Source organism: Desulfitobacterium dichloroeliminans LMG P-21439 (assembly GCF_000243135.2).
GTDB lineage: Bacteria > Bacillota > Desulfitobacteriia > Desulfitobacteriales > Desulfitobacteriaceae > Desulfitobacterium > Desulfitobacterium dichloroeliminans.
Map to the genome: position 1 here is coordinate 2,028,855 of NC_019903.1, position 23,649 is coordinate 2,052,503.

Genomic DNA, 23,649 nt, shown 5'->3' on the forward strand with positions numbered 1-23,649 from the left:
TATACAAATGCAAAATCCTGCTTTTATCATATAATTAATATTTAATTATCTGGACCTAACGTTTTAACTGCGAACTCATGCGATTTCCCCCCTGCCTCTATGGGCAGCGGATACCCGAGGGCAAATACGTCCAATCTCGTCTTTTAAATAAAGATAAACTACTGCTTAGTGATATAGGCAGTAGTAAATAAATCTTTCTTGGTTTATGCGAAGAGATACCTGTTATAAAATATCAAGATAGGTTTTTTTGTAGGAGCTGGAAAGGCACTTAGATATCTTTGACTTTATCCTTAAGCCAACTTTTTATATCTTCGATAACCAATTGATCTTCTGCTTGGACCTTGACCGCATCTAAGACAAGGGCTAGTTCCTCGCCGTTAAAAGGTTTACCGAGGAAGCAATCACTGATCTCCTGAATAAGAGCAGCATTCATAGCATCGGAGTAGATGGTAGACTCCGTGATACACCCTTTGTTTAGTCTTAGGCCCAGCTCGATGCCGCCCCATGGAAAACGTGTTTCTAAGACTAAATCAAATTGCGGTGTTTTCCCATAGCGCCATTCCCATGAGGCGTACTTTTCATAAAGCGACTTTAGATTGACATCCGTATCTTTAATCAATAGTGGATCTGAACATTCCCCATAAAGACCTTGGAAGCTTTGACTAAGCTTTTCTTTCATTTGGCTAACCGTTAGGTCGGGTACATAGTTGCACAGGTTAGTTATTCGAGATTGGACCGATTCCACCCCTTTTGCGGCCATTTTTTCCTTAGATACTTGGAGGTATTTTCCTACTTTCTCTCCATCGACATGGACTAGAACGGTTCCATGATGATAGGCTTTGTCTTTTTCAAAATAAAACGCATTGCCAGAGAACTTCTTCCCATCTACGGTCAGATCATTACGGCCAGTGAATTCGGCCTCAATGCCCAGAGATTTGACTCCCTCGAGAATCACTTGCAGCTGTTTATGTAAATCATAAAGGTCTCGATCCATAATAAAGGTAAAGTTGAGATTGCCTAAGTCATGGAAAACCGCACCTCCACCGGATAGGCGGCGAGCAAGCTTTCCGCCATCTTCTTCGAGAGCTGTGCAGCGACATTCTTTCCAAGGATTTTGATTTCTCCCGATGACCACAGTATTTTGGTTTTGCCAGAGATAAAGGATAATTTGGTTTTTCTCAACTTTATTCAAGAGAAATTCTTCTAAGGCTAAATTATGCCAAGGATCAAAGACGTCGGATATAACGATTTGAGTTTTCAGGGATTGGTGGGACATGGGTACCATCCTCTCTTCTTAGAAATGCTAATTACATATTCGAAGTCTAAATTTTAACTCTTGCGCAAATCTCTAACTATTGGATTGTACAGATAAGCCATAGATTACCCAAGATCTGAACATCATAACGGGACTCCAGATATCTTTGCATGCTTTCAAGAGGGACAAGGTTGGATTCGATTAAGCCTTCACTCGACCTAGTTGCCCCCGAATGCACCTTAGACGGTCACACTATATTATAGCAAAAGAGAAATATATTTTCGCCATAGAAAAATACGACTCTTGGGAGAAGGATAAAAAATAAAACCGACTAGGTTGTTACCCTAATCTGTTTCGATTCAAGTTCACTTTCTTTCATTCCGCATATTGGCTAGTACTGCACAGGCTTATTATACTCTAACTCCTTCAGCTCAAAATGGTACCAATGGAAATCACCAGTATCAAGTTTCCAGATGAGATCCCCCTGTGAAGGGACAATAGTTCCATTGAATTCTTGATGCTCTTGGATAACGCAAGACCAGGTCTCCAAACGGTATTCCCCATCAAACTCACCATATCTCTTGGCTTCAAAGTTAAGCGTCTCTCCCTGTTCATTGAAGGTAAAGATACCTGAGGCCGTAACTCCTGCATAGCTCATGGTGGCTTTTGCCGAAGTATCGTTGATTTCTTCCCATTGAATATAGTTATTTAAGGCAGCTGAGGGAGACCACATTATCTCAGCAAGATATCGTAACAGGGTCCCTTGATCTATTTCTTCCCCTTGACCATCTGCAACGGTAAACAATGAAAGAGCTTTAATCAACATATACCCGTGACCGTTAATATACTGGTCTTTACCTGAGATGTGAAATAAGGGCGCCATCTTAATATCGGCACACCAAATAAACCCCGGATCATCAATTCTAAAGTATTGTTCGACCTGGCCCTTCAGCCAAGCTTGATCTTTTTTCAGTCTTAGGGTGATATCCTGCTTTATCCTCGTGGCAAAAACTCGTTCTTTACCGACACTATGAGACTGCCAGAGCCACTTTTGTACTGGTTGTGGTAGTCCTTCTAAATCTGATGGATGTACGGTCTCGCTAGATTTGTCGATTCCCTCATAAAACTGAGTTATCTCTTCAGAAACCCTTTGCTTAAACAGAATTTTGGCAATGAAAGTGATGATAGCAAAAACTATTACACTAAGCAATAACACCAAGAGGATTATCATAAAAATCTTCCCCACAGAGGAGTTCCCCCCTTACAATTAGCGTTTTTCATAATCCCGCACATATGCAGCGCTGCTTGCGCTAACAAACAGCAAGCATGCCCATTTAATCACAAGAGCAACGAGGGAAAACGGTTTTACCACCGCTTTCCCTATTCCTATGCCTTTGAAAATCGTTTATTAGTATAGATTATTATTTTAGGCTTACTTTATAGTTCTAATTCTTATTCCGATAATGTTCTTTGAACTGTTGATTGATTTTTTTCCATTTTTTCTTTTCTTCAAGTCGTTCATGAAGATTGGTTTTACGCACGATATATTGAGACTCACGTTGCAGCTTTTTGAAGCTAGAGTAGCGCTCCTGACTTAGGCTACCATCGGTAATAGCTTGTTCTACCGCACAGCCCGGTTCTCCTTCATGTTGACAATCAGAAAAGCGACAGCACTCAGCATAACCATAGATATCTTCAAAGGCTTCACTCAAGCCTTCTCCAGTACCATAGAGTTGAAGCTCACGCATACCTGGTGTATCAATCAATACCCCTCCTTGAGGCAAAAGGAAAAGCTCTCGCGAAGTGGTTGTGTGGCGTCCCCGACTATCGTTTTCCCTAACCTCATGGGTTGCTTGTATTTTTTGTCCTAAGAGATGGTTAACAAGGGTTGATTTCCCTGCTCCAGACGATCCCAGCAAGGCAATCGTTTCACCGGGACGCACATAGGCAGTTATCGCCTCAATCCCATCCCCCGTTAAACAACTTATGGGGAATATAGTCACCCCTGGAGCAGTCACTTGAACTTGGTTGATTTTGTTTTGAACATCATCACATAGATCCGTCTTACTCAAAACCAACGCTGGAGTTGCTCCGCTTTCCCACGCTAGGGTAAGATACCGTTCAATTCGTCGGACATTAAAATCCATATTTAGAGCATTGACGAGAAAAACTTTATCAATGTTCGTGGCGATAATCTGTTCATCAGTGGTTTTGCCGGCTACCTTACGGGAGAATTTACTTTTTCTAGGCAGTATACCTTGAATCATTGCTTCATCAGAGCCTAAGGATGTAGGTCTCTCCGGAGACTCGAGGATTACCCAATCCCCCACTGCCGGAAAATCACTACGTTCCATGGCTGCATAGCGCATTTTTCCTGATACGGTTGCCCATATTTCACCAAATGGTGTCCCTACCTTAAATCGATTGCGAAATTCTGCTAATACACGGCCTGCCTGGAAGCCGTTTGCTAAATAGGGCTGGAATTCTTCTTGCAGACAATCATTCCAACCAAGGTCTTTAAGATCAAATTTACAAATCAGATGGAACCCTCCTTGACATAGTGTGTCACGGAAGTCCCGTTTTAGATGAGAGTGTCAACTAAACATACGGTCTTTCGTGACGTTGACAAAATTGAATTAATCTAACTACAATGACCGACTCTTTATTTACCATAATTCAACACCTCTCAATCTGTAATCTACACATATTGTACAATTATTGAGAACAAAATCAACTCTAAAACTTAGTTCAAACAAATTTTTCTTTAATTTTATTCTCTAATAGTCAAAATAAGAGAATAAAAAAACGCCAGAGCCTTCTTACGGCTCTGGCGATTCTAGTACATCGATAGTTAGAATCTTCTTTTATAGGCAAATTTGCTGTGTACCCGGGGTTTACCCAGTACTTCAGCCCAAATAACACCCTGCACCAGAGGGTTTACGGACTGGTTAGGAAAAGCAAATCCAGCCTGTTGTTGGCGAGAGCCGACAGAGGGCATTTGCATACCTTGAGATGGGCGCTGGGCTCCAGCGCCACCAAAGTTTCCTTCTTCACCGCTTACTCCCTCTTTACCTAAAGTACCTTCCCCACTCGTACTTCCTTCGATTCCACTTGTTCCTTCGACTCCCCAGGAACCTTCCGTGCTAAAGACATCCTCGTTTGGTCTACCTTCGGTACCGTATCCCTCTGTCCCGGAAGTTCCTTCACTATCATAACTTGGGGAAGAGGTTGGATAACGCTTGGTTGTAGAGGTCCCGGGAGAGGAGTCAGGTCGCATCTCTTTTGGGAACAACTCTCGTTCCAGTTCCTCAAACATTTCTCGCCATTGTGGGCGGCCTTGTTTGGTTTCCTGCTGAGATGAGGCAGTACGATTGCTTTGGGGACCGTCCTGGGGTCGCTTATAGGGCGGACGGCGGTTTTGAGGTTTCTTTTGGTTTGTCCCGAAGATTGTGGATACTGCATAGATAAATATGATAATGGGTAACCAAGAAAAAATATCCATTAGGTCCTCACCACCCTACTTTTTCGGGTTGGGGTCTTGATGGGTGCTGCTAGTACGAGCAATGTTTTCACGCATACTTGTATCAGCCATAATATTTTGCATATTGTAATAATCCATGACTCCCAATTTTCCCTCTTTTAAAGCTTCCGACAAGGCTCTAGGTACTTCTGATTCCGCCTCAACAACCTTCGCACGCATCTCTTGAACATAGGCAACCATCTCTTGTTCTCTTGCTACAGCCATAGCACGACGCTCTTCCGCTTTTGCTTGAGCAATGCGCTTGTCTGCTTCTGCCTGGTCTGTTTGAAGTTGGGCACCGATATTCTTACCCACATCTACATCGGCAATATCGATGGAAAGAATCTCAAAGGCAGTTCCCGAATCAAGCCCTTTGGAAAGAACGGTTCGAGATACCATATCTGGATTTTCTAGTACTTGCTCATGGGATTGCGATGAACCGATACTGGTGACGATCCCCTCCCCAACACGAGCAATGATGGTTTCTTCTCCCGCTCCCCCAACGAGACGATCGATATTTGCACGGACCGTCACTCGAGCTTTAACACGAAGCTCAATTCCGTTTTTAGCCACGGCAGATACTATAGGTGTTTCAATTACCTTTGGATTAACAGACATTTGAACCGCTTGTAACACGTCACGACCAGCTAAGTCGATTGCGGCAGCTCTTTCAAACTGGAGAGGAATAGCAGCACGCTCAGCTGCAATCAAAGCATTCACCACTCTATCTACGTTACCACCCGCAAGATAATGGGCCTCAAGCTGTGCTGTGGTCACCTCAATACCCGCTTTATGGGCTTTAATGAGTGGATTTACAATCTTGGAAGGAGTAACCCGTCTTAAACGCATTCCGATCAAGGTAAAGATTCCTACATTAACGCCAGCCGCTAGAGCTGAAATCCAAAGACCCACCGGAATAAAGGTCAAGAGTACACTAATTAGGATAAAGGCTATCGCCAGAAGAATGATTGGTATTAAGCTTCCTATTAACATTATTATTCGCCCGCTAGGGGCTCCACCTCCTGAAATATATAATTTGAATAGTTCACCTTTAATATAGTGCTACATTGCATTAGTTTGTTCCTTTATGCAGGTAAGAGATTAACCTTGTTCTATTATTAGGAAATTTGCCGAACCACAACGCGTGTACCTTCAACTGCGATAATTTTTACACGGTGGTTAATTTCGATAAACCCCCCTTCCGTAACCACATCCAGTCTGTTCCCATTGACCTCAGCTGTCCCAGCTGGACGCAAGGGACTAAGCGCAACCCCTTCACACCCTACATAGTTTTCCAGATCTGCGGTTGGAGCTACATAGCCTTCTTGGTTAGATTGCTTGGTGCTTAGAGAAAAGCGTTGCCAAAAGCGTCTTGTGCGGGAGATGCGAAAACTTAAAGCGATAAGAATGCCAAAGATGAGTAGCATACTGCTCACGTAAGCCACACCTTGAAGCACAGAATCAGCTGTCATGAAGATACCGGCCGATAAAAGAATCAGTCCTACTATTCCCAGAATTCCACCCGGGATAAATATTTCTAGAAATAAAAAGGACAAACCTAAGATTACCAGAGCCACAATCCCACTTGTCACCATAATTCTTCCCTCCTCTCCTCTATTATAATGCAGGTGCTATCAGATCAAGACTTATCCTGAGGATTGTTTGGCTGGTTTGGCTGATGAGTATTTTTTAACCACTCTTGGGCAATCTGTTTATAAAGATTAGCTCGTGCTAAGAGATTGAGAATAACCAAGGTAGCCGCTACCTTGTCTTTGTCCTCAGGGTTAAGTTCTTCGCCGGAAAGGGCATCATTGACTTCTTCCGGCAATTGCTCAAGGGAGGTCACCCAATCCTCCTGTGTAAGATCAAATATTTCACTGTAATAACGATATAGCTTCGCAGGGTTAATACGGTCATCTGTATTATCACTAAGGTTTAAATTAACAAAGCTTAATAATTGAGAGGCATCTTCTAAAGAAAGGATATTTCTTAAATCATTCAACAGCAGGATGTTGGCAACCTGTTCCCGGGTATACTTCTTTTTCTGAGGATGCGGTAAATATTCTCTTCTCACCCAGTTTTGAATATGTGTGTTATTAATGTCATTATGACTCACACGCCGAGCAACCTCGACGACTTGGGATAACATCATGGAATCCAGCTCTAAATAAGGTAAAGCCTTCTTTTTTGGCTCATAACGATTGGCAATCTCGACAATCTCCTTGAGATAAGAATTCATGATTATCACCTCCTTCATATCATATCATATGATCATTATGAAACCTAAACCGGATGCTGTCCTTCAAATCTTAACAAGTAAACAGACCATCATTATAAGGATTTAATTGAATCATTTTACGTTGTTTTGTTTATATTATTATGCTTACTTATTGATTATATTATACGTTCATTATAATCATATGTCAAAGGGTTTTTCTGAAAATCATCAAGGTTTTTACATGTGACAATTGGATGAACATGCTTTATTTCTAAGGCTCTGCTATGCTATAATTTTGTTTTAGAGGTAATTAATTCCCCTAATCAGTTTTGTAAAAGGAGTTGCTCGCTAATGGATGATCAATTACTTGAAAAATATGCACAGCTTGTTGTTAAATCTGGAGTCAATCTTCAGCCTAATCAGATTTTCGTTATACGATCTCCTATTGAATGTGCTGAAATTACGAGGAAAATCGCGAAAATCGCCTACCAAGAAGGCGCTAGGGATGTTGCAATTTTTTGGCAAGACGAACTGATGTCAAAAATACGTTTTCTTCATGCACCGGATGATATTTTTGACGATTTTCCGGAATGGCAGAAGGCTTTTTATCTGGATTATTCACGCCAAGGTGCAGCTTTCTTGAGCATCTCAGCCTCCGATCCCGAACTAATGAAAGGTGTCAACCCTGGCCGTATTGTCAGAGCTCAAAGAGCATCCTCTACCGCTCTAAAAGAACATCGCGATCGCTTAATGAGTAATCAGAATCCTTGGTGCGTTATTTCTGTGCCTACTCAGGCCTGGGCCCAGAAAGTCTTCCCGAATGCGAGTAGGGATGAAGCAATGGACAAACTCTGGGGCGCCATATTTAAAGCGGTCCGAGCAGATCAAGAAGACCCTGTGCAGGCCTGGGAAATCCATAAAGAAAACTTAAGTCGTTCGATGAATATCCTCAATACGCATCGTTTCCAGACCTTGCATTTTGAGAATTCTCTCGGTACGGACTTATGGGTTGAGTTACCAGAGGGGCACCTATGGATAGCGGGGGCAGATGTTACACCAGAAGGCATTGAGTTTATTGCTAATATGCCTACTGAAGAAGTTTTCACCTTGCCTAAAAAGACTGGAGTGAATGGAAAAGTTGTCAGTTCTTTACCTTTAAATTACAACGGAAATCTCATCAAGAATTTCTCTCTGACGTTTAAAGACGGTCGAATCATTGATTTTAGTGCTGAAGAAGGGCTAGAGAGTTTGGCAGCCTTGGTTAATACCGATGAAGGATCTCATTATCTAGGCGAAGTAGCCCTAGTACCCGATAATTCTCCCATCTCTAATTCTAAAATTCTTTTTTACAATACCCTTTTTGATGAAAACGCTGCTTGCCACTTAGCAATCGGGAAAGCCTATCCCGTCTGTCTCGAAAACGGCGATAAGCTTAGTGAAAATGAGTTAGCTACCGCCGGAGTTAATGAATCTATGGTCCATGAAGATTTTATGATTGGAACACCTGATTTAAAAATCACCGGACTCACCTCGGCAGGTCAAGAAATTCCTGTTTTTATTAAAGGTAATTTTGCATTTTAGTCTGAATTAAATGCAAAATTACTCTGTAAAAATTAAAGTTTTTCCTTTATTTATTTGTAAGTCTATATTTGCAAATATTTATTCGTCATATCTACTTACGCATATCTTTCTAGGGAGGGTTTACTATTATCCAGGTCGGAAAAATCAATCAACTAAAAGTCGCTAATTTAGCTTCTTTTGGAGCTTATCTTGATGCAGGGACGGGTAATCGCCAAGATAATGTGCTCCTACCGGGCAATGAATGCCCCGATAATGTCCAAGAAGGGGATTCCTTTGAGGTATTTGTATATCATGATTCAGAAAATCGTTTAATTGCTACCCGCCAAAAGCCCTTGGCTTTACTGGGGGAAATTGCCTACTTAAAAGTGACTGCCAAGACAAAATTTGGTGCTTATCTGGACTTCGGTTTAGAAAGAGGTCTTTTTCTCCCCTTCCGCGAACAGAAACACCCTCTGGAGGTTGATCATAGCTACCTTGTCTATCTTTATTTAGATAAGAGCGGACGTCTATCCGCCACTACAGATATCTATGAATTTCTCCGCTCTGATTCTCCTTATCAGAAAAACGCTACTGTCATGGGCACAGTCTACCAAATCAACCCGGAAATTGGTGTATTTGTAGCTGTAGACAACCTCTATATGGGCCTCATACCTCGCTCAGAAAACTATTCGGATCTCCGGTGGGGTGATCGGGTTCAGACTCGTGTGATACGTGTTCGCGAAGATGGCAAACTGGACCTCTCCCCTCGTAACCTCTCACACGAACAGATGAACGTCGATGCCGAGCTTCTCATCAATGCCATGAATGCTCATGGGGGTATCTTACCTCTTAATGAAAAATATAATCCGCAAGAGATCGAAAAAACCTTCCACCTGAGCAAGGCTGCCTTCAAACGAGCTGTGGGAGTATTGCTGAAGAACGGCCGCATCAAAAAATCGGGAGACGATTTAAGGCTCCCTTAAACTTAATTTCATACAATCAAAATGAGGGTCTGCGTGAAATCTTAATCTTCACACAGACCCTTTTGTACAAACATAATACTCCAACTTGCAAAGACCCATTAGGGTAGCTTCTCACACACTAGTGAATGATTTTAAGTTTGAGCGTTAGAACGGGTGCGCCCAGCTTGTTTACCATCTGCTTTTTGTTTTCCAAAACTCAGGACGCAATAAGATCAACAAGGTGAAAAGCTCCAAACGACCTAGAAGCATACAAAGTATGAGAACTGATTTTCCAAATAGTGTTATACTTGCAAAAGTAGTCGTCGGCCCGACGATTCCAAAGCCGGGCCCAACGTTACCTAGGGAGGCCGCCACAGAACTCATCGCATCCATCGGCTCAAGCCCTGTTCCGGCGATGAGAATTGTTGCTATAGCAAAAATCCCTACATAGAGAAAGAAGAACAAACTGACCATATTGACCGCTGCAGCATTGATAGGTTTACCATCCAGTTTGATACTCGATACTGCCTGAGGATGTAATCCTCGCGTCAGCATCGACCATGTGTGTTTGGCGAGAAGCATAATCCGTGCAATCTTCATTCCCCCGGTTGTCGATCCGGCGCATCCTCCAATAAACATGAGCACAAACAAAATTAACTTTGTAATCGCCGGCCACAAATCATAATCAGTGGAAACAAAGCCCGTTCCTGTAACCATGGAGACCACTTGAAATAGGGCGTGACGCAAGGCATAATCCGGCGTCTTATCATGAGTCAGCCACAATCCTCCCATGATGAGCAAGGTACTGACAATGATAATAATGAGATAAGTAATAAACTCGGTATTCCTAAAGGGTTTTAAACTTTTTTTAGTCCATGCCTCGAGATAAAGACGATAGTTTCCCCCAGCAATGATGACAAATACAATAATGATGCTTTCAACGGCTAGATTGTTGTAGTGCATAATGCTCGTGTTCTTGGTTGAAAATCCCCCAGCCGATACAGTGGAAAAAGCATGGTTGACAGCATCAAACAAATCCAATCCTGCAGCTAATAGCAAACCAATTAATACTAAAGTAAAAAATGTATAGATCCGCCAAAGAGTTATGGCTGTATCTCTAATGCGGGGCATCGTTCGTTTACTTAAAGGACCTGGAACCTCCGCATTGAACAGGTGCACAGCCCCAAAGCCGGTTTTCGGTAACAATATTATGAAGAGGACAATAATCCCCATTCCCCCAAGCCAATGGGTGATACTGCGCCATAATAGAATTGAAGAGGGCAAGATCTCTACGTCATTAATAACACTTGAACCTGTCGTTGTTAATCCTGAGACCGATTCGAAAAGGGCATCTATATAAGTCGGTACGCTACCTGATATCCAGAAAGGTAAAGCACCAAGAAACGATGTCAAAAACCATGCCCCAGCAACAATGACAAAGCTCTCTCTTATTCCCATTTTCCCATCAGTTGATTCTCGAAAACGATACATTAATAATCCGATACAAGCAGTTATTACAAGCGATAATAATAAAGCCCATTGACTGCTCTCTTTGCTGAAAAACGCAAGAATTAAAGGAACGAGCATGGTCAATGAATAACCGATTAGAAGCCTTCCCAGTATCCCTTGCACAAGTGAATAATTCATCTTTGGTTTACTCCTCGTTTATGATGCCAATCTATTACCAAGTCTTTTGTCTTCTCCAGAACTCACGACGAAAAATGATCAGCAAAGTAAAAAACTCTAAACGTCCCAATAGCATACAAAAGGTCAGGACGACCTTTCCAAAGAGGTTAAGACCAGCAAAAGTAGTCGTCGGTCCGACAAATCCAAAACCAGGACCTACATTCCCGAGAGTGGCAGCTACAGCACTCATCGCATCAAAGGGTTTTAGCCCTATACCCGCAATCAGGATGCTTGCTCCGGCAAAGGTTACTATATAAAGAAAAAAGAAAATCCCCACTTGATTCAGAGTCTCTGTGCCAATAACCTTGCCATCGAGTTTGATACCGGAAACTGCTCTAGGATGAATTCCTCTCTTGAGTTCAGCCCAAGCCGTTTTTGCCAACAGGAGGATTCGAGAAACCTTAATACCTCCTGATGTTGAACCGGCACTTCCACCGATAAACATAAGGAGAAATAAAATGATTTTCGCAATTGAGGGCCATTGATCAAAATTCGCAGAGGCAAAACCAGTGGTCGTCATAATCGAGGCAACTTGAAATAATGCATGCCGTAAGGCATATAAAGGCGACTCGCCGACATTAGACCACAAGCTTGCTGCAATCACTAAGGTTGAAACGAATATGATTAAAAGATATATTATCAGTTCAACATTGCGCAAGGGTTTAAAATTCTTTTTTTGCCAGACCATCAGAAAAATGACGAAGTTTGCCCCAGCTATAATCATAAAGAATGATATAATCATTTCTATTGCTAGGCTATCGTAAAACATGATGCCCATGTTTTTTGTTGAAAAGCCCCCTGACGCAATTGTTGCAAAAGAGTTATTCACTGCATCCAGAAAGGTCATCCCCGCTGCCCAAAGGAGTATCGTGCAGACTGCAGTGAAGATTAGGTAAATTTTCCAGAGGGTAATCGCGGTATCACGAATCCTAGGCATTACGCGATCATGGGTGGGACCAGGTACTTCCGCGTTAAAGAGGAGCACAGTTCCCAGATCAGTTTTGGGGAGCAAAACAATAAAGAGCACGATGATCCCCATTCCTCCCAGCCACTGAGTTAAACTCCTCCATAAAAGAATGGATTGGGGTAAACTCTCCACTTCAGGAATAACGCTGGCTCCCGTTGTGGTCAGTCCTGATACAGTCTCAAAAACCGCATCAACATAGGTTGGCACCACATCAGCGAATTGAAAGGGCAGCGCACCAAATAAGGCAGCAAGAATCCAAGCCCCTACAACAGTCGCAAAAGCTTCACGGACCCCAATTTTCATATCTGTGAGCTTGGCTTGCCAAGCGAAGACAATTCCAGTTATTAATGTCAAGAACATCGAAAGGAGGAAGGCCATTCGACTCACTTCCTCCAGGGCAAGAGCCAATATCAAGGGAATACTCATAGTGCAGGCATATACGACGAGAAGTCTTCCGAGCAACCCTAAAATCACGGGAATGTTCATGTTATTTGCTCCCTAATTTACTCTCGAACAACCGAACAACCGTGTGAACAGTATCCGGTAGTGCAAAAACAATAACTCGGTCTTCCGGCTTTAGTACCGTATCTCCGTTAGGGATGATGATTTCATCACCCCGAACGACACTACCAATCAGTGAGTTCTTCGGTAGTTTGGCATCCTTGAGTTTCTTATTCGACACAGGACTTGAAGCAGATACAATTATCTCCATAGCCTCAGCCTTTGCTCCTTCAAGCAGGGAAACAGATACCACATCAGAGCGACGGACCTGGCGGAGAATGACCCCAGCGGTCAGGATACGAGGGGAGAGCACGACATCAACCCCGACCTTTTCCATGAGGGATATATAATCGGAGCGACCAACACGGACAAAGGTCTTCGGCGCACCAAGGTGCTTAGCGAGAAGGGCAATCAGTAAATTCAGCTTATCATCATCTGTGAGACACATGACTGCATCTGCTTCGCCCACTCCTTCCTCAGTTAACAAGTCAATATCAGTTCCCTCACCGCAGAGAACCAATCCCTCATCCAGGATTTCCGCTAATTCCTGGCAACGTTCCATATCTTTATCGATGACTTTAACGGAGATGCCAACTTTCTCCAACATAATAGCTAAGTGTCGGCCGATTCTTCCTGCTCCGATAATTAACACCCGTTCAACCTTGGACTTTCGAACCGTGAAATGCTCTTCGATCTTCTTTACCGAGGAGAATTCGCCGACAAAAAAAACACAATCATTAGGCAAAATCATATCTGTTCCATGAGGGATAAGCATCCGGTCATTGCGGAGAATTCCTGCTACCAAGGTTTGAGCAGGTAACTTCAGACTCTTAAGCGGGATGTTAATCAAGTTGGAATCTGACGGAATCTTGACTTCAATCATCCTTACCCGCTCATCAGCAAAATCCTCCACATCTAACGCGGCAGGAGTCAGGAGGATGCGCTTAATTTCGAGGGCTGTAACCATCTCCGGATTAATCGTTAAGTCGATCCCTAAGGCTTCATTGAACTTTACTTTATCCCTCTCGGCATATTCTTGATTCCTGACCCGGGCAATGGTTCGTTGAATACCTGCTTGCTTAGCTGCCATACAAGCAATCATGTTGACCTCATCCATATCCGTGACGGCGATCAGGAGATCTGCTTTACGGATTTCGGGATCCAAAAGCATACCAGGGCTAGCACCGTTTCCCGCAATCGTCATCACATCCAAGGTATTCTGAACGATACTCCGACGCTCGTCGTCTTGTTCTATGACTATAACTTCATGTTCTTCCTGGGTTAGATATTGAGCTAAACTATAACCCACTTTGCCAGCCCCAACGATTACCACACGCACTTTAATTACCTCCAAAGTCATTGGACTCTTATTCGACTCTTTTTTCCTTCATACCATCATAGTACAATGTTATATTTCTATCAAGATGAAACTTTTATCGGAGGTAAATTTTCCCTACCATGAATGATTCCGCATCTGGACTCATAAATTAAATTGCATCAATTTCTTATGGGGGGACTATGTTAGAAAAGATGAAAAAGATGACTTTATCTACTTTTCTAGTTTCCGGATCAACAGCAGTTTTTGCCATTATCTCCTTAATCAGTGTTTTTATCTCTATCAACACCTGGCAAACCCAAAGAGAAGCATCTCGACCCTATTTCACTTTCAAAGAATCCCCAAGTATTGAGTTAGCCAGCGAAGTAAGCCTTGAGTTTAGATTTTTTAACGTGGGAGCCCATCCCGCTACCGAACTCACCAGCAAGACTATGGTATTCCATGAAAATTTAGCTGAAAATCCAATTTTAATTGATACCTATCGTGTCGTCAATGATATTCCTCGCGATACGGCAACGAGTCTTCTCCTCCATCTCGATTCTAATTATGTTGATGCCAATGATCCGAATTTAGATGCTTTTTATATTGTCATTCGCTTAGATTATTGGGATCCAATCCTTAAGGAGCCCTTTTTTCAAACGATTTTCGTAAAATGGCCTGGAGTCTACCAAGATCGTGTCCAGCCTTTGATTCACATGGAAGCAGGCGAAAAAGAAAGAGTGATCCAATATATTAAAGAAAGAAATCTCACTTCCCTTAATTAGCAGAATTACTTTTTTGTTAAGCTAGTTTGATTGTCGCAGAGGCTTGATTTTTACCCTGCATCTGATAAGATGGTCAACATGCGGTAGAAAATCCATCTGCGAAGGGATTATTATGGAACAAACTCATTCAATCAGACAAAAAGTATACCAATTCATCCGGATTCTCTTTCCCATTTTGATCTCCCAAGTGGCATTATTCTCGATGACGTTTTTCGATACAATGATGTCCGGACAGGCAAGCTCCCTTGATCTTGCCGGAGTCGCTATCGGTGGTAATCTATGGATGCCCACCAGCACAGGTCTCGGGGGAATATTGATCGCCATAACCCCTATTGTCGGGCACTTAAGTGGAGCTCAGAGAAAATCCGAGATATCCGGTAAAGTCATGCAAGGGCTTTATTTGGCGTTGGTCATCTCGGGGTTACTTATCTTGATAGGAACGCTTAGCCTGGATTGGATCATCTCTCAGATGAATCTAGAGGTTCAAGTAGTTTATATTGCACGCGGATATCTTATGGCTATTGCCTTTGGTATTCCTCCTTATTTTATCTATCAAATCCTCAGAGGCTTTATCGATGCTCTGGGAAAAACTCGCATCACGATGGTGATTACACTCCTTTCCTTACCGATTAATATTTTCCTTAATTACATATTTATTTTTGGCAAATTGGGTCTCCCTCACTTTGGCGGAATTGGAGCGGGTATAGCTACTTCCTTAACTTATTATTGCTTAACAATCATTGCCATTTTTACCCTTCATCGTCATCCCTATTTCTCAGAATACAAACTCTTCGGTCACTTCCCTCCATCTTCCTGGCAGGCTTGGCGGGAACATTTGACCATGGGGATTCCTATTGGGCTTTCAATTTTTCTCGAAACAAGTATTTTTTCTGCAGTTACCTTGTTGATGAGTAGTTTTAACACCTTGACCATTGCTGCTCATCAGAGCGCTATGAATTTTGCTTCCATGATCTATATGGTACCCCTGAGTTTTTCGATGGCTTTAACCATTTTGGTAGGGTTTGAGGTGGGCGCCCGAAGATTGCGCGATGCCCGACACTATTCATTTATTGGTCTTGGCTTCTCCTTCAGTATGGCTGTACTAACCGCCTTCCTTCTCTTCCTCTTTCGTGAACAGGTTGCGGCACTCTACTCTAAAGAACAAGACGTCATTCAGCTTGCCCAACACTTCCTCATCTATGCTATATTCTTTCAGTTCTCGGATTCTATTGCCACCCCTATTCAGGGAATACTACGAGGGTATAAAGATGTTAATGTGCCCTTCATTACGGCCCTTCTCTCCTATTGGCTGGTTGCACTCCCCACGGGTTACTTCCTGGCAACCACGACTTTCTTAGGAGCCTTTGGATTCTGGGTTGGCTTAATCACCGGCATAACCCTTAATGCCTGCTGCCTAGTGCTTAGGCTAAAGTTCATTCAAGCAAAACAGGTTAAAGTTCCTTCTAACTTGTAAGTCAATCTGCCCTGAAAAATAATGACTCCTATGCGTAGCTTAACATGCAGTAGAGAGCGATTTCTCTGTGTACAAGGTAGCTAAGGCTTCTGCCTCGCTATACTCGCCATAAGCCAAGCTTTCTTTAGCGTGGATAGGAGTCAAGCAGACGATGCTGTCGTAGTATTGGCGGGCCTACAACAATTTCCTTTCATCATAAGTTATAAGTTTTATAAAAGGTAAAAGCAAAAGCGCCCCTTGACCAATGGAAAATTCCGTAGGCCAAGGGGCGCTCTTTTATCTTACTTGTCATAACTTACTTATCCATGACTTCTCCGCTGGTCAACCGTTTCCTTAATTCACCAACCATATTGGGGACGTCAATCTGCATGGGGCAGCGTTCCACACAACGCCCGCAACGGAGACAGGTATGGATTTGCGGAGCTGTAGCTTCTAGACCTCCGGAGGTAAAGACATTCCAGATGGTGCCAATACCACCAAGATAGGTTTCCCCAAAGCTCCCAGCAGTGATTTGGAAGACGGGGCATTCATACATGCAGCCTCCGCAGCGCAAACAGTGCGAAGCTTGCTTGAAATCTTCTTCCGCCTCCATATTTGACCGACCATTGTCCACGAAAATCACATAGAACTCTTTAGGACCATGTGCACCATAGGTCGTTACTTTCTCAATATCTCCGGTTTTACTGGGGCCGGTAACAATATTTACATAGGAAGGAACACCATATTGAGCATAACGCCAAGTCACTTCAGCCACTTTCATAGCCTCCTGGAAAGTAGGAACAAGTTTCTCTGTTCCTACAATCAAGAGATGAACCGGCGGGGCAGCTGTACATAGTCGGACATTTCCTTCATTTTCAATAATTACAAAGGCCCCTGTATCGGCAGCAACCACATTAGCAGAGCTGATTCCGACATCGGCTGTAAAATACTTTTCCCTCATAAAATCCCGAACGACCGCCACTTCCTTGGCAATGTCCGGCTCGATTTCCTTACCGAAAAATTCGGTAAAAATCTCGGCCACCTTCTCGCGCGGTATATGAATAGCCGGGGATAGAATATGCATAGGACGATCTTTCTTAAGTTGAAGGATGAATTCTCCGAGATCGGTTTCCCAAACCATGTTCCCTTCTTCTTCTAGGTATTCACGAAGATGGAGTTCTTCGCCTAACATACTCTTGCCTTTTACGATAGTTTTCCCTTTGCCGATGATTTCGCTGGCCATGACCAAGGCCTCATGTCGATCCTTGGCAAAGAAGGCCTTTCCTTTGTTTCGTTCTACAGACTCCATAGCCTGCTTAAGCAGCTCTTGTCTCTGCTCGACAGAACGGCGCTTGATTTCACGAACTTCAGCCGCCAGTTCCGGAGTATGGGGAAAACGTTCCATGGTGGTATCGGTGGTTTCGCGATAAGCTTTCACCGCCCTGGTAATGGCTTTGCGGATATTTTCATCATGCTGTGAACGGTCTATTTCTTTGGAGTATGATTTAAACTCCTTTTTCACTTTTGAGGTTGATTTTTCGCTCATCCCACTATCCCCTTATATAAGAATTCGATTAAGTCAGCAATCCCATCTTTATTCTTGGTATTGATTCCACCCTTCAAGGAAGAGAGGCAATAGGGACAAGAAGTAAGAATAAGATCTGCACCCGTGTCCTGAAGTTCTACAACGCGTCTCTCCGCGATGGTATGGGATAGTTCTGGGAACATAAACTTATTGGGACCACCGCAGCAGGTCGTCCAAGTACGATTACGATAAGGCTCTTTAAACTCAACACCCATCGCCATCAGGATGTCACGTATCTCTTCGGTTATTCCCAAATCGCGGGCAAGCCGACAAGAATCATGGATAACTACAGATTCCTTCGTGTCGAGCTTAGGCAACTTGTCCCTTTGCTCCCACACGAGTTGAACAAAAGTTTTAACCTCTAAATCATGGTGAACACCAAATTTGGGATAGATGATTTTGATAACTTCCGCAGCATGGGGCGAAAGACAGACGATGGTCTTGGCTTGACTCTCCTTGAAAACTTTAGTCACTCTATTTCCGTATTCAGCTAGGTCATCCCAATATCCCAATTCATAAAGCAAAGCGCCGCTATATAATTCATCTTCCCCAGAATAACACAGGTCATAACCTAAGCTTTGGAGAATCCGCGCCGCTTTATAGGAAACGGCATTAAAACGGTCTTTGTCTTGGGCTAATAGTGATGCATAAATCTTTTCAGGTGCAAGGCCTGTCTTATTCACAATATTGCGTATCCCTAACAAAGCTGAAAATGTGGCACTGTTAGGATCCATGACGGTCATGGTTTTAACTAAGGAATCAATATAAGGGAGAAGTTGATATTCCCCGCCTGTGTAAAAAAGTAAATCCCCTGTTTTAGGAAGATTAAGTCCTTTTGCCCAAGCAGATATTTCACTGCCCTTGAGTGCCAAAGGATTACCATACTTGATAATATTACCGCGAATTAATTCTAATACAGGTGGCATCTTGCGCTCCACTGTAGCTTGCTTTTCAATTGGGTTGATTGCCACAAAATTCACCGCCTTTTCCGAAATACGTATAATCATAGATTACTTAATAAAAGATATCCTTGTAAACACAATTTCTCCATGTATTATGTATTATTTTTAAAGTATGCCGTACTATTACCTACATATATACTGGAGAAAAAGGACACATGGAGAATTATACTATGCTGTTTAGCTATTTTCAACAAATAAGTATAACTTATTTAATTTATTATTCATCATACTTCGCACCATGAATCGCTTTAATGATTGAGTTGGCCAAGACCCCTGCGCCAAAGCCATTATCAATATTGACCACCCCAATACCCGCCGCGCAACTATTTAGCATCGCCAATAAAGCAGCCAAACCGCCAAAACTAGCGCCATAACCTATACTTGTAGGAACCGCGATAATGGGTTTGTCCGTTAGCCCGCCTACGACACTGGCTAAGGCACCCTCCATACCGGCGACAACGATCAGAACCTGAGCATCTTTAAAGCGGTCAGTATTATCGAGCAAACGGTGAATCCCCGCTACACCCACATCATAGAGTCGTTCGACCTGACAACCCATAATATCCGCCGTCATTGCTGCCTCCTCTGCCACCGGTAAATCAGCTGTACCGGCACTAAGGATGAGGACCTTCCCTCGCATGGGTATAGGTTTCTTGATAATGGTGATCACACGTGCTAGCTCAGAGTAGTCCGCCTCGGGAATCGCTTCTTTAACTCGGGCAAAGTCGTGTGGGGTTGCCCGAGTCGCTAAAATATTATTATCATACTTTGCCAGATGCATTAAGATTTGCACGATCTGCTCTTCGGTCTTCCCCTGACAAAATACAACTTCCGGAAAACCGTTGCGGATGGTTCGGTGATGATCCACTTTAGCAAAGCCTAAATCCTCATAAGGTAAGCTTTTTAGTTCATTCAAGGCGTGGTCAAGTGAAACTGATCCCTCTTTTACCCCTTGAAGTAAGGCCAGCAATTGCTCTTCGTTCATTCTATCCTCCATCACTCATGATTGTAGATTATAGCACAATAGTAAAGGTATTTAAAATCAATAAAATTATCCAATACCATTAACTTATCGAAGGTACAAGGATTCAATGGACATAACTAAGGAGAGTAGACAATACCTGCCTTGTCCACTCTCCTTAGGGAAAGAACCTTCATTTAAGCAAAACTTACACCCGAAAACGATAACCTGCTCCCCAAACGGTCTCAATATATTGAGGTTTAGAGGGATCAAGCTCGATCTTTTCGCGGATTCTCGCAATGTGAACCGTTACTGTTGCCGAATCACCCAAGGATTCAAGACCCCAGATCCTTTCAAAGAGCTCCTCCCTACCAAAGACGCGATTGGGATTTTGGGCTAAGTAGATTAGCAAATCAAATTCCTTCTGAGCGAGGTTTACCTCTTGATTATTGACAAAGACCCTGCGGGAATCCTTTTCAATTTTTAGTCCACGGATAGTTATCGACTGACGTTTTTTCATTCCTGCATTAAAACGTTCCTTAATACGCTCATAGTTTTCAATATGGGCCTTAACTCTTGCGACGAGTTCCCCTGGGCTAAATGGCTTCGTAATATAGTCATCTGCCCCCAGACTTAACCCTTTGATTTTATCGATTTCTTCTTTCTTGGCTGAAACTAAGAGGACCGGAATATCTTTATCTTCCTTCATGCTTTTAAGAATTTCTAATCCATCTAATCCCGGTAACATAATATCAAGAATGATCAGATCGTATTCGTTATTCTGGATGGCCCCCAGTCCTTCAACTCCATCTGTAGCAACAGAAACTGCAAAGCCTGCCACCTCTAAATAATCTCTTTCTAATTCTGCGATGCTGGAGTCATCTTCAACTATAAGAATTCGCTTCATGAATCTGCCCCCCTTGATTGCGTATCTTGAAACATAGTATTTATCTCGAGAAGAGTTGACTTGAGAAGAAGGGTTGCTAAGGAGTTAGCCTCTGGGAAGAGAGATAACAATACTGGTCCCTTCTCCTACCCTGCTGATAGCCCAAATACGTCCCTCATGACCTTCCACAATTTGCTTGGCAATAGCTAAACCCAGTCCACTGCCCTTTATCTCACTGCGTGCTTGATCGGAACGATAAAAGCGCTCAAAAATTTGTTTTACTTCCGGATCAGGGATACCGCTACCATTATCCTGGACTTCGATGATGACACTGGAATGGGTTTCGCGAACGTAAAGAGTAATCCTTCCATCTTCCTTATTCATATACTTACGAGAGTTATCGATAATGTTCATTATAACACGCATCATGCGTTCTCGATCCAAAGGAATCTCACAAGTTCCTTTGAGCTCACTTTTAAAGTGCATGATGATTCCGTTGCGTTCCATCTCCGGTTCGATTTCTCGAAATCCATCCATAAGAAATTCTTCAATGTTGGTAATTTGCAAATTAAAGGGGATTTGATTGAGATCCAATTTTGCATAAAGCAGGAGATCATCAATCATAGTATCCACCTGTTCCGCCTTACGATAGATCGTCCGCAGATATTTTTCTTTCTTTTCCGGTGAATTAGCGATGCCATCTAATAATCCTTCTACATACCCTTTAATGGAGGTGACCGGAGTCTTTAAATCATGAGATATGCTGGTGATCATCATTTTGCGGTTATCTTCATATTTTAGCTGGGTGTGAACAGAGTTTTTCAATTGGATGCGCATCCGCTCAAGGTCGTGGCAGAGCTCACGTAGCTCTTTATCCCCCTCACTAACAATCTCATGATTAAGATTTCCAAAGGTAATTTCTTTAGCAGCTTTACGCAGATTATTCAGGGGGAAAACGATGCCGCGTGAGAAATATCGGGACATATAGACATTGGCAGCGATAAAAGCAAGCACAAAAATAATTGCACAAAAGATGATGAAGTTCTTAAGGTTAAAAGAGGCTGGATCAAAGGGCACCAAAAAAAACAGACTGGTGCTCTCTTGATTATCCGTAGCCAAGGCTAGGTCGAGAGGCTGGACACTGTAGGTTTGATTACCGAGGGTAATTGTATCCTGTTTAAACCATCCTGAAGTTGCTAATAGCTTCGCCACATCAATCTTCGTCAGCTTTTGCGAAGAAAAAAGTACCGTATCCCCCTGTAGAGCTGTTACTTCTCCATCGACTGCCGCCAAACGATTGATGAGCTGGTTTTGAAAGCTGGGATCCTCGATTCTTTCCGGATTTCTACGGAGAATGCTTTCCTCACTGCCCACGAGGTCAAAAGTCAGTTGCGTCATTTCCTGAGTATTTTTGAGAGTCTGTTCCGTACCGGCAATCTTCCCAGTCACATATATAAAGCCCAACGCACAAAGAACCGTAATCAACAAGGGGATGATTACGGTTAAAGCATTGGCTAGAATAAGTCTTCGCTGTAGATTCATGCTACCACCTAGAATTCCTTTTTATCGAATAAATAGAAGGACCCTGTAAAAAACATCATGCCATAACCCAGCATAATGAGAAATTGGCGAAGAATTTTCATTATAGGAAAGGAATTAGCCAGCCATAGGCTATACCAATCAAAATAACTCGTGATCATCAGTCCTGAGTACTGACTGAAAAATAGTCCTAACCCCTTGGAAACAAGAACAAGTAGAATAGCTACGAAGAAGACAGAAATTCCGCTTTTTAAAATATTAGCCAAAAGAACAATGCCCAAAGCGAGTACCAACATTGGCAGAAAGCTGACTCCGTAGGCGAGGATCGTCTTAAATAATCCGCCCCAGGTCATGGAGTCCCCATTGAAAAACAAACCGGCTATCACGGAGAAGACGAGCAAAAGGGCAAGATTGGCTAAGACAAAAAGTCCGATTGCCGATACCTTGGCTGAGAACAGCTTAAAGCGACTCACAGGTCTCGTGAGAGTTATACGCATAGTATTTTGAGCGAATTCTCCAGAAAAGCTATCAATAGCTACTAAGGCTGTAAACAAAGGAATTACGGTGTTGATCGCTACGGATAAGACCAACATGGGGAAATCCATACTACCGGCACCTCGGATACCAAACCCTGTCCTTACTCCGAGGACCATCAACTGTCCGATGACGATAATCAGCAAGGAAAGGATGATGGCTACGACAGCTTTCTTCTTTTTGCAGAGCTTTTCAAGCTCATTGATAAAGGCTGCTTGAAACACGGCCATTTCGTTCTACCTCACTCACAAAATAATTTTCTAAGGTGGCATAATCCTTGAGGATTTCCTCCCTACTCTGAACATTCAGAAGCATACTATTATAGATGACTCCGATTTTATTGCAGGTTAACTCCACATCGTGAATTAAATGACTGGAGATAAAGAAGGTAGTTTTTTCCGTTTCAGCCAAATGCAAAATAAGCTTGCGGATATCAATCATCCCTTCCACATCGAGTCCATTTAAAGGTTCATCGAGGATAACGACTTGGGGACGAGCCAGAATGGCTGCGGAGATTCCTAAGCGTTGTTTCATTCCCAGGGAAAACCGCTGAGGCTTCTCGTTTTTATAGCGGAGCATACCTGTCAACTCAAGAACTTCCTCTATTCTCTTTTGATCAACCTCAGGATAGAATCGAGCAAGCTGCCTTAAGTTTTCATAGGCTGTTAGATAAGGATAGGATTCCGGAACCTCAATGATACAGCCCACCTGTGCCATAGCCTTCTCATACTCATCTCGAATACTATGCCCAAATATCTTCACATCCCCCCGATCGGCGGAGATTAATCCAGTCATAATCTTCATGGCCGTTGTCTTCCCGGCTCCGTTGGGTCCGAGGAAGCCGAAAATTTCCCCTCGATAGATATCGAGTGTCAAATCGTTAACGCCACGTCCATTCTTATAGAGCTTCGTGAGATTCTGAATCTCAATGATCTTTTCCATCGGATGATCCTCCATCTA

General features: G+C 42.9%; 21 protein-coding genes. 4 read left to right on the forward strand and 17 right to left on the reverse strand.

All coding sequences use genetic code 11. From position 1 onward, the window contains the following. Positions 1-268: 268 nt before the first annotated feature. The 7 genes from lplA to DESDI_RS09640 all read right to left on the reverse strand — a co-directional run bounded on the left by lplA (position 269) and on the right by DESDI_RS09640 (position 7,014). Entirely contained in the window at positions 269-1,276 is a 1,008-nt protein-coding gene (gene lplA / locus DESDI_RS09610) for a lipoate--protein ligase (RefSeq protein WP_015262414.1), read from the reverse strand. 370 nt (positions 1,277-1,646) lie between these two features. Next, a complete protein-coding gene (locus DESDI_RS09615) occupies positions 1,647-2,501 on the reverse strand; it encodes a DUF6544 family protein (RefSeq protein WP_015262415.1) in 855 nt (284 codons plus the stop codon). A 199-nt stretch (positions 2,502-2,700) separates the two neighbouring features. After that, positions 2,701-3,795 carry a ribosome small subunit-dependent GTPase A gene (gene rsgA, locus DESDI_RS09620; RefSeq protein WP_015262416.1) on the reverse strand — a complete coding sequence of 365 codons (1,095 nt, stop codon included), beginning with the start codon at positions 3,793-3,795 and terminating at the stop codon, positions 2,701-2,703. Positions 3,796-4,106: 311 nt separating this feature from the next. Beyond that, positions 4,107-4,757: a hypothetical protein gene (locus DESDI_RS09625; protein ID WP_015262417.1), complete on the reverse strand. Its 651-nt coding sequence runs from the start codon at positions 4,755-4,757 to the stop codon at positions 4,107-4,109. Between the two features lie 15 nt (positions 4,758-4,772). Beyond that, complete coding sequence (gene floA / locus DESDI_RS09630) at positions 4,773-5,774, reverse strand: flotillin-like protein FloA (protein WP_427846169.1); 1,002 nt, start codon at positions 5,772-5,774, stop codon at positions 4,773-4,775. Between the two features lie 119 nt (positions 5,775-5,893). After that, positions 5,894-6,370, reverse strand: coding sequence for an NfeD family protein (locus DESDI_RS09635; RefSeq protein ID WP_015262419.1), 477 nt, complete (start codon positions 6,368-6,370; stop codon positions 5,894-5,896). A 44-nt stretch (positions 6,371-6,414) separates the two neighbouring features. Continuing rightward, the gene (locus DESDI_RS09640; protein ID WP_015262420.1) at positions 6,415-7,014 is read right to left on the reverse strand and encodes a DUF1836 domain-containing protein; all 600 of its coding nucleotides are present in this window, start codon (positions 7,012-7,014) and stop codon (positions 6,415-6,417) included. A gap of 330 nt (positions 7,015-7,344) precedes the next feature. Here DESDI_RS09640 and DESDI_RS09645 point away from each other — a divergent pair, with 330 nt between their 5' ends. Together DESDI_RS09645 and DESDI_RS09650 are read left to right on the forward strand one after the other, a co-directional pair. Beyond that, on the forward strand, positions 7,345-8,574 hold the full coding sequence (locus tag DESDI_RS09645; RefSeq protein ID WP_015262421.1) for an aminopeptidase: 1,230 nt from the start codon (positions 7,345-7,347) through the stop codon (positions 8,572-8,574). Between the two features lie 125 nt (positions 8,575-8,699). Then, positions 8,700-9,536, forward strand: a complete 837-nt coding sequence (locus DESDI_RS09650; RefSeq protein WP_015262422.1) for a CvfB family protein — start codon at positions 8,700-8,702, stop codon at positions 9,534-9,536. Between the two features lie 168 nt (positions 9,537-9,704). Here the strand turns inward: DESDI_RS09650 and DESDI_RS09655 are convergent, their stop codons facing one another. The 3 genes from DESDI_RS09655 to trkA are packed head-to-tail and all read right to left on the reverse strand — an operon-like array spanning position 9,705 to position 14,008. After that, positions 9,705-11,162: a TrkH family potassium uptake protein gene (locus DESDI_RS09655; protein ID WP_015262423.1), complete on the reverse strand. Its 1,458-nt coding sequence runs from the start codon at positions 11,160-11,162 to the stop codon at positions 9,705-9,707. A gap of 34 nt (positions 11,163-11,196) precedes the next feature. Continuing rightward, positions 11,197-12,654 carry a TrkH family potassium uptake protein gene (locus tag DESDI_RS09660; RefSeq protein WP_015262424.1) on the reverse strand — a complete coding sequence of 486 codons (1,458 nt, stop codon included), beginning with the start codon at positions 12,652-12,654 and terminating at the stop codon, positions 11,197-11,199. A 1-nt stretch (position 12,655) separates the two neighbouring features. After that, the gene (gene trkA, locus DESDI_RS09665) at positions 12,656-14,008 is read right to left on the reverse strand and encodes a Trk system potassium transporter TrkA (protein WP_015262425.1); all 1,353 of its coding nucleotides are present in this window, start codon (positions 14,006-14,008) and stop codon (positions 12,656-12,658) included. 179 nt (positions 14,009-14,187) lie between these two features. On the opposite strand from trkA, the gene DESDI_RS09670 reads away from it, so the two are divergent. Both DESDI_RS09670 and DESDI_RS09675 read left to right on the forward strand, forming a co-directional pair. Beyond that, positions 14,188-14,769, forward strand: coding sequence for a hypothetical protein (locus tag DESDI_RS09670; RefSeq protein ID WP_015262426.1), 582 nt, complete (start codon positions 14,188-14,190; stop codon positions 14,767-14,769). Positions 14,770-14,881: 112 nt separating this feature from the next. Continuing rightward, a complete protein-coding gene (locus DESDI_RS09675) occupies positions 14,882-16,243 on the forward strand; it encodes an MATE family efflux transporter (protein WP_015262427.1) in 1,362 nt (453 codons plus the stop codon). 295 nt (positions 16,244-16,538) lie between these two features. On the opposite strand, the gene DESDI_RS09680 is transcribed toward DESDI_RS09675, so the two are convergent. The 7 genes from DESDI_RS09680 to DESDI_RS09710 all read right to left on the reverse strand — a co-directional run bounded on the left by DESDI_RS09680 (position 16,539) and on the right by DESDI_RS09710 (position 23,631). After that, positions 16,539-17,744 (reverse strand): LUD domain-containing protein, encoded by a 1,206-nt coding sequence (locus tag DESDI_RS09680; RefSeq protein ID WP_083879893.1) that lies wholly within the window; start codon positions 17,742-17,744, stop codon positions 16,539-16,541. A gap of 20 nt (positions 17,745-17,764) precedes the next feature. After that, positions 17,765-18,733 carry a (Fe-S)-binding protein gene (locus DESDI_RS09685; RefSeq protein WP_172635932.1) on the reverse strand — a complete coding sequence of 323 codons (969 nt, stop codon included), beginning with the start codon at positions 18,731-18,733 and terminating at the stop codon, positions 17,765-17,767. 253 nt (positions 18,734-18,986) lie between these two features. Further along, positions 18,987-19,754, reverse strand: a complete 768-nt coding sequence (larB, locus tag DESDI_RS09690) for a nickel pincer cofactor biosynthesis protein LarB (protein WP_015262430.1) — start codon at positions 19,752-19,754, stop codon at positions 18,987-18,989. Positions 19,755-19,938: 184 nt separating this feature from the next. Beyond that, positions 19,939-20,637 carry a response regulator transcription factor gene (locus tag DESDI_RS09695; protein WP_015262431.1) on the reverse strand — a complete coding sequence of 233 codons (699 nt, stop codon included), beginning with the start codon at positions 20,635-20,637 and terminating at the stop codon, positions 19,939-19,941. An 84-nt stretch (positions 20,638-20,721) separates the two neighbouring features. Then, the gene (locus DESDI_RS09700; protein ID WP_015262432.1) at positions 20,722-22,158 is read right to left on the reverse strand and encodes a sensor histidine kinase; all 1,437 of its coding nucleotides are present in this window, start codon (positions 22,156-22,158) and stop codon (positions 20,722-20,724) included. Between the two features lie 8 nt (positions 22,159-22,166). Further along, positions 22,167-22,919 carry an ABC transporter permease gene (locus tag DESDI_RS09705; protein ID WP_015262433.1) on the reverse strand — a complete coding sequence of 251 codons (753 nt, stop codon included), beginning with the start codon at positions 22,917-22,919 and terminating at the stop codon, positions 22,167-22,169. Continuing rightward, on the reverse strand, positions 22,888-23,631 hold the full coding sequence (locus DESDI_RS09710; RefSeq protein WP_015262434.1) for an ABC transporter ATP-binding protein: 744 nt from the start codon (positions 23,629-23,631) through the stop codon (positions 22,888-22,890). Before DESDI_RS09710 ends, DESDI_RS09705 begins: the two co-directional genes overlap by 32 nt. Between the last annotated feature and the right edge of the window lie 18 nt (positions 23,632-23,649).

Excerpts from the sequence above, each read along its gene's own strand:
- DESDI_RS09710 (WP_015262434.1), bottom strand. The coding sequence starts at position 23,631 with ATGGAAAAGATCATTGAGATTCAGAATCTCACGAAGCTCTATAAGAAT.
- DESDI_RS09625 (WP_015262417.1), bottom strand. The coding sequence starts at position 4,757 with ATGGATATTTTTTCTTGGTTACCCATTATCATATTTATCTATGCAGTA.
- DESDI_RS09700 (WP_015262432.1), bottom strand. The coding sequence starts at position 22,158 with ATGAATCTACAGCGAAGACTTATTCTAGCCAATGCTTTAACCGTAATC.
- DESDI_RS09685 (WP_172635932.1), bottom strand. The coding sequence starts at position 18,733 with ATGCCACCTGTATTAGAATTAATTCGCGGTAATATTATCAAGTATGGT.
- larB (WP_015262430.1), bottom strand. The coding sequence starts at position 19,754 with ATGAACGAAGAGCAATTGCTGGCCTTACTTCAAGGGGTAAAAGAGGGA.
- lplA (WP_015262414.1), bottom strand. The coding sequence starts at position 1,276 with ATGTCCCACCAATCCCTGAAAACTCAAATCGTTATATCCGACGTCTTT.
- DESDI_RS09640 (WP_015262420.1), bottom strand. The coding sequence starts at position 7,014 with ATGAATTCTTATCTCAAGGAGATTGTCGAGATTGCCAATCGTTATGAG.
- DESDI_RS09655 (WP_015262423.1), bottom strand. The coding sequence starts at position 11,162 with ATGAATTATTCACTTGTGCAAGGGATACTGGGAAGGCTTCTAATCGGT.
- DESDI_RS09635 (WP_015262419.1), bottom strand. The coding sequence starts at position 6,370 with ATGGTGACAAGTGGGATTGTGGCTCTGGTAATCTTAGGTTTGTCCTTT.
- DESDI_RS09705 (WP_015262433.1), bottom strand. The coding sequence starts at position 22,919 with ATGGCCGTGTTTCAAGCAGCCTTTATCAATGAGCTTGAAAAGCTCTGC.
- DESDI_RS09675 (WP_015262427.1), top strand. The coding sequence starts at position 14,882 with ATGGAACAAACTCATTCAATCAGACAAAAAGTATACCAATTCATCCGG.
- DESDI_RS09670 (WP_015262426.1), top strand. The coding sequence starts at position 14,188 with ATGTTAGAAAAGATGAAAAAGATGACTTTATCTACTTTTCTAGTTTCC.
- DESDI_RS09660 (WP_015262424.1), bottom strand. The coding sequence starts at position 12,654 with ATGAACATTCCCGTGATTTTAGGGTTGCTCGGAAGACTTCTCGTCGTA.
- DESDI_RS09645 (WP_015262421.1), top strand. The coding sequence starts at position 7,345 with ATGGATGATCAATTACTTGAAAAATATGCACAGCTTGTTGTTAAATCT.
- DESDI_RS09695 (WP_015262431.1), bottom strand. The coding sequence starts at position 20,637 with ATGAAGCGAATTCTTATAGTTGAAGATGACTCCAGCATCGCAGAATTA.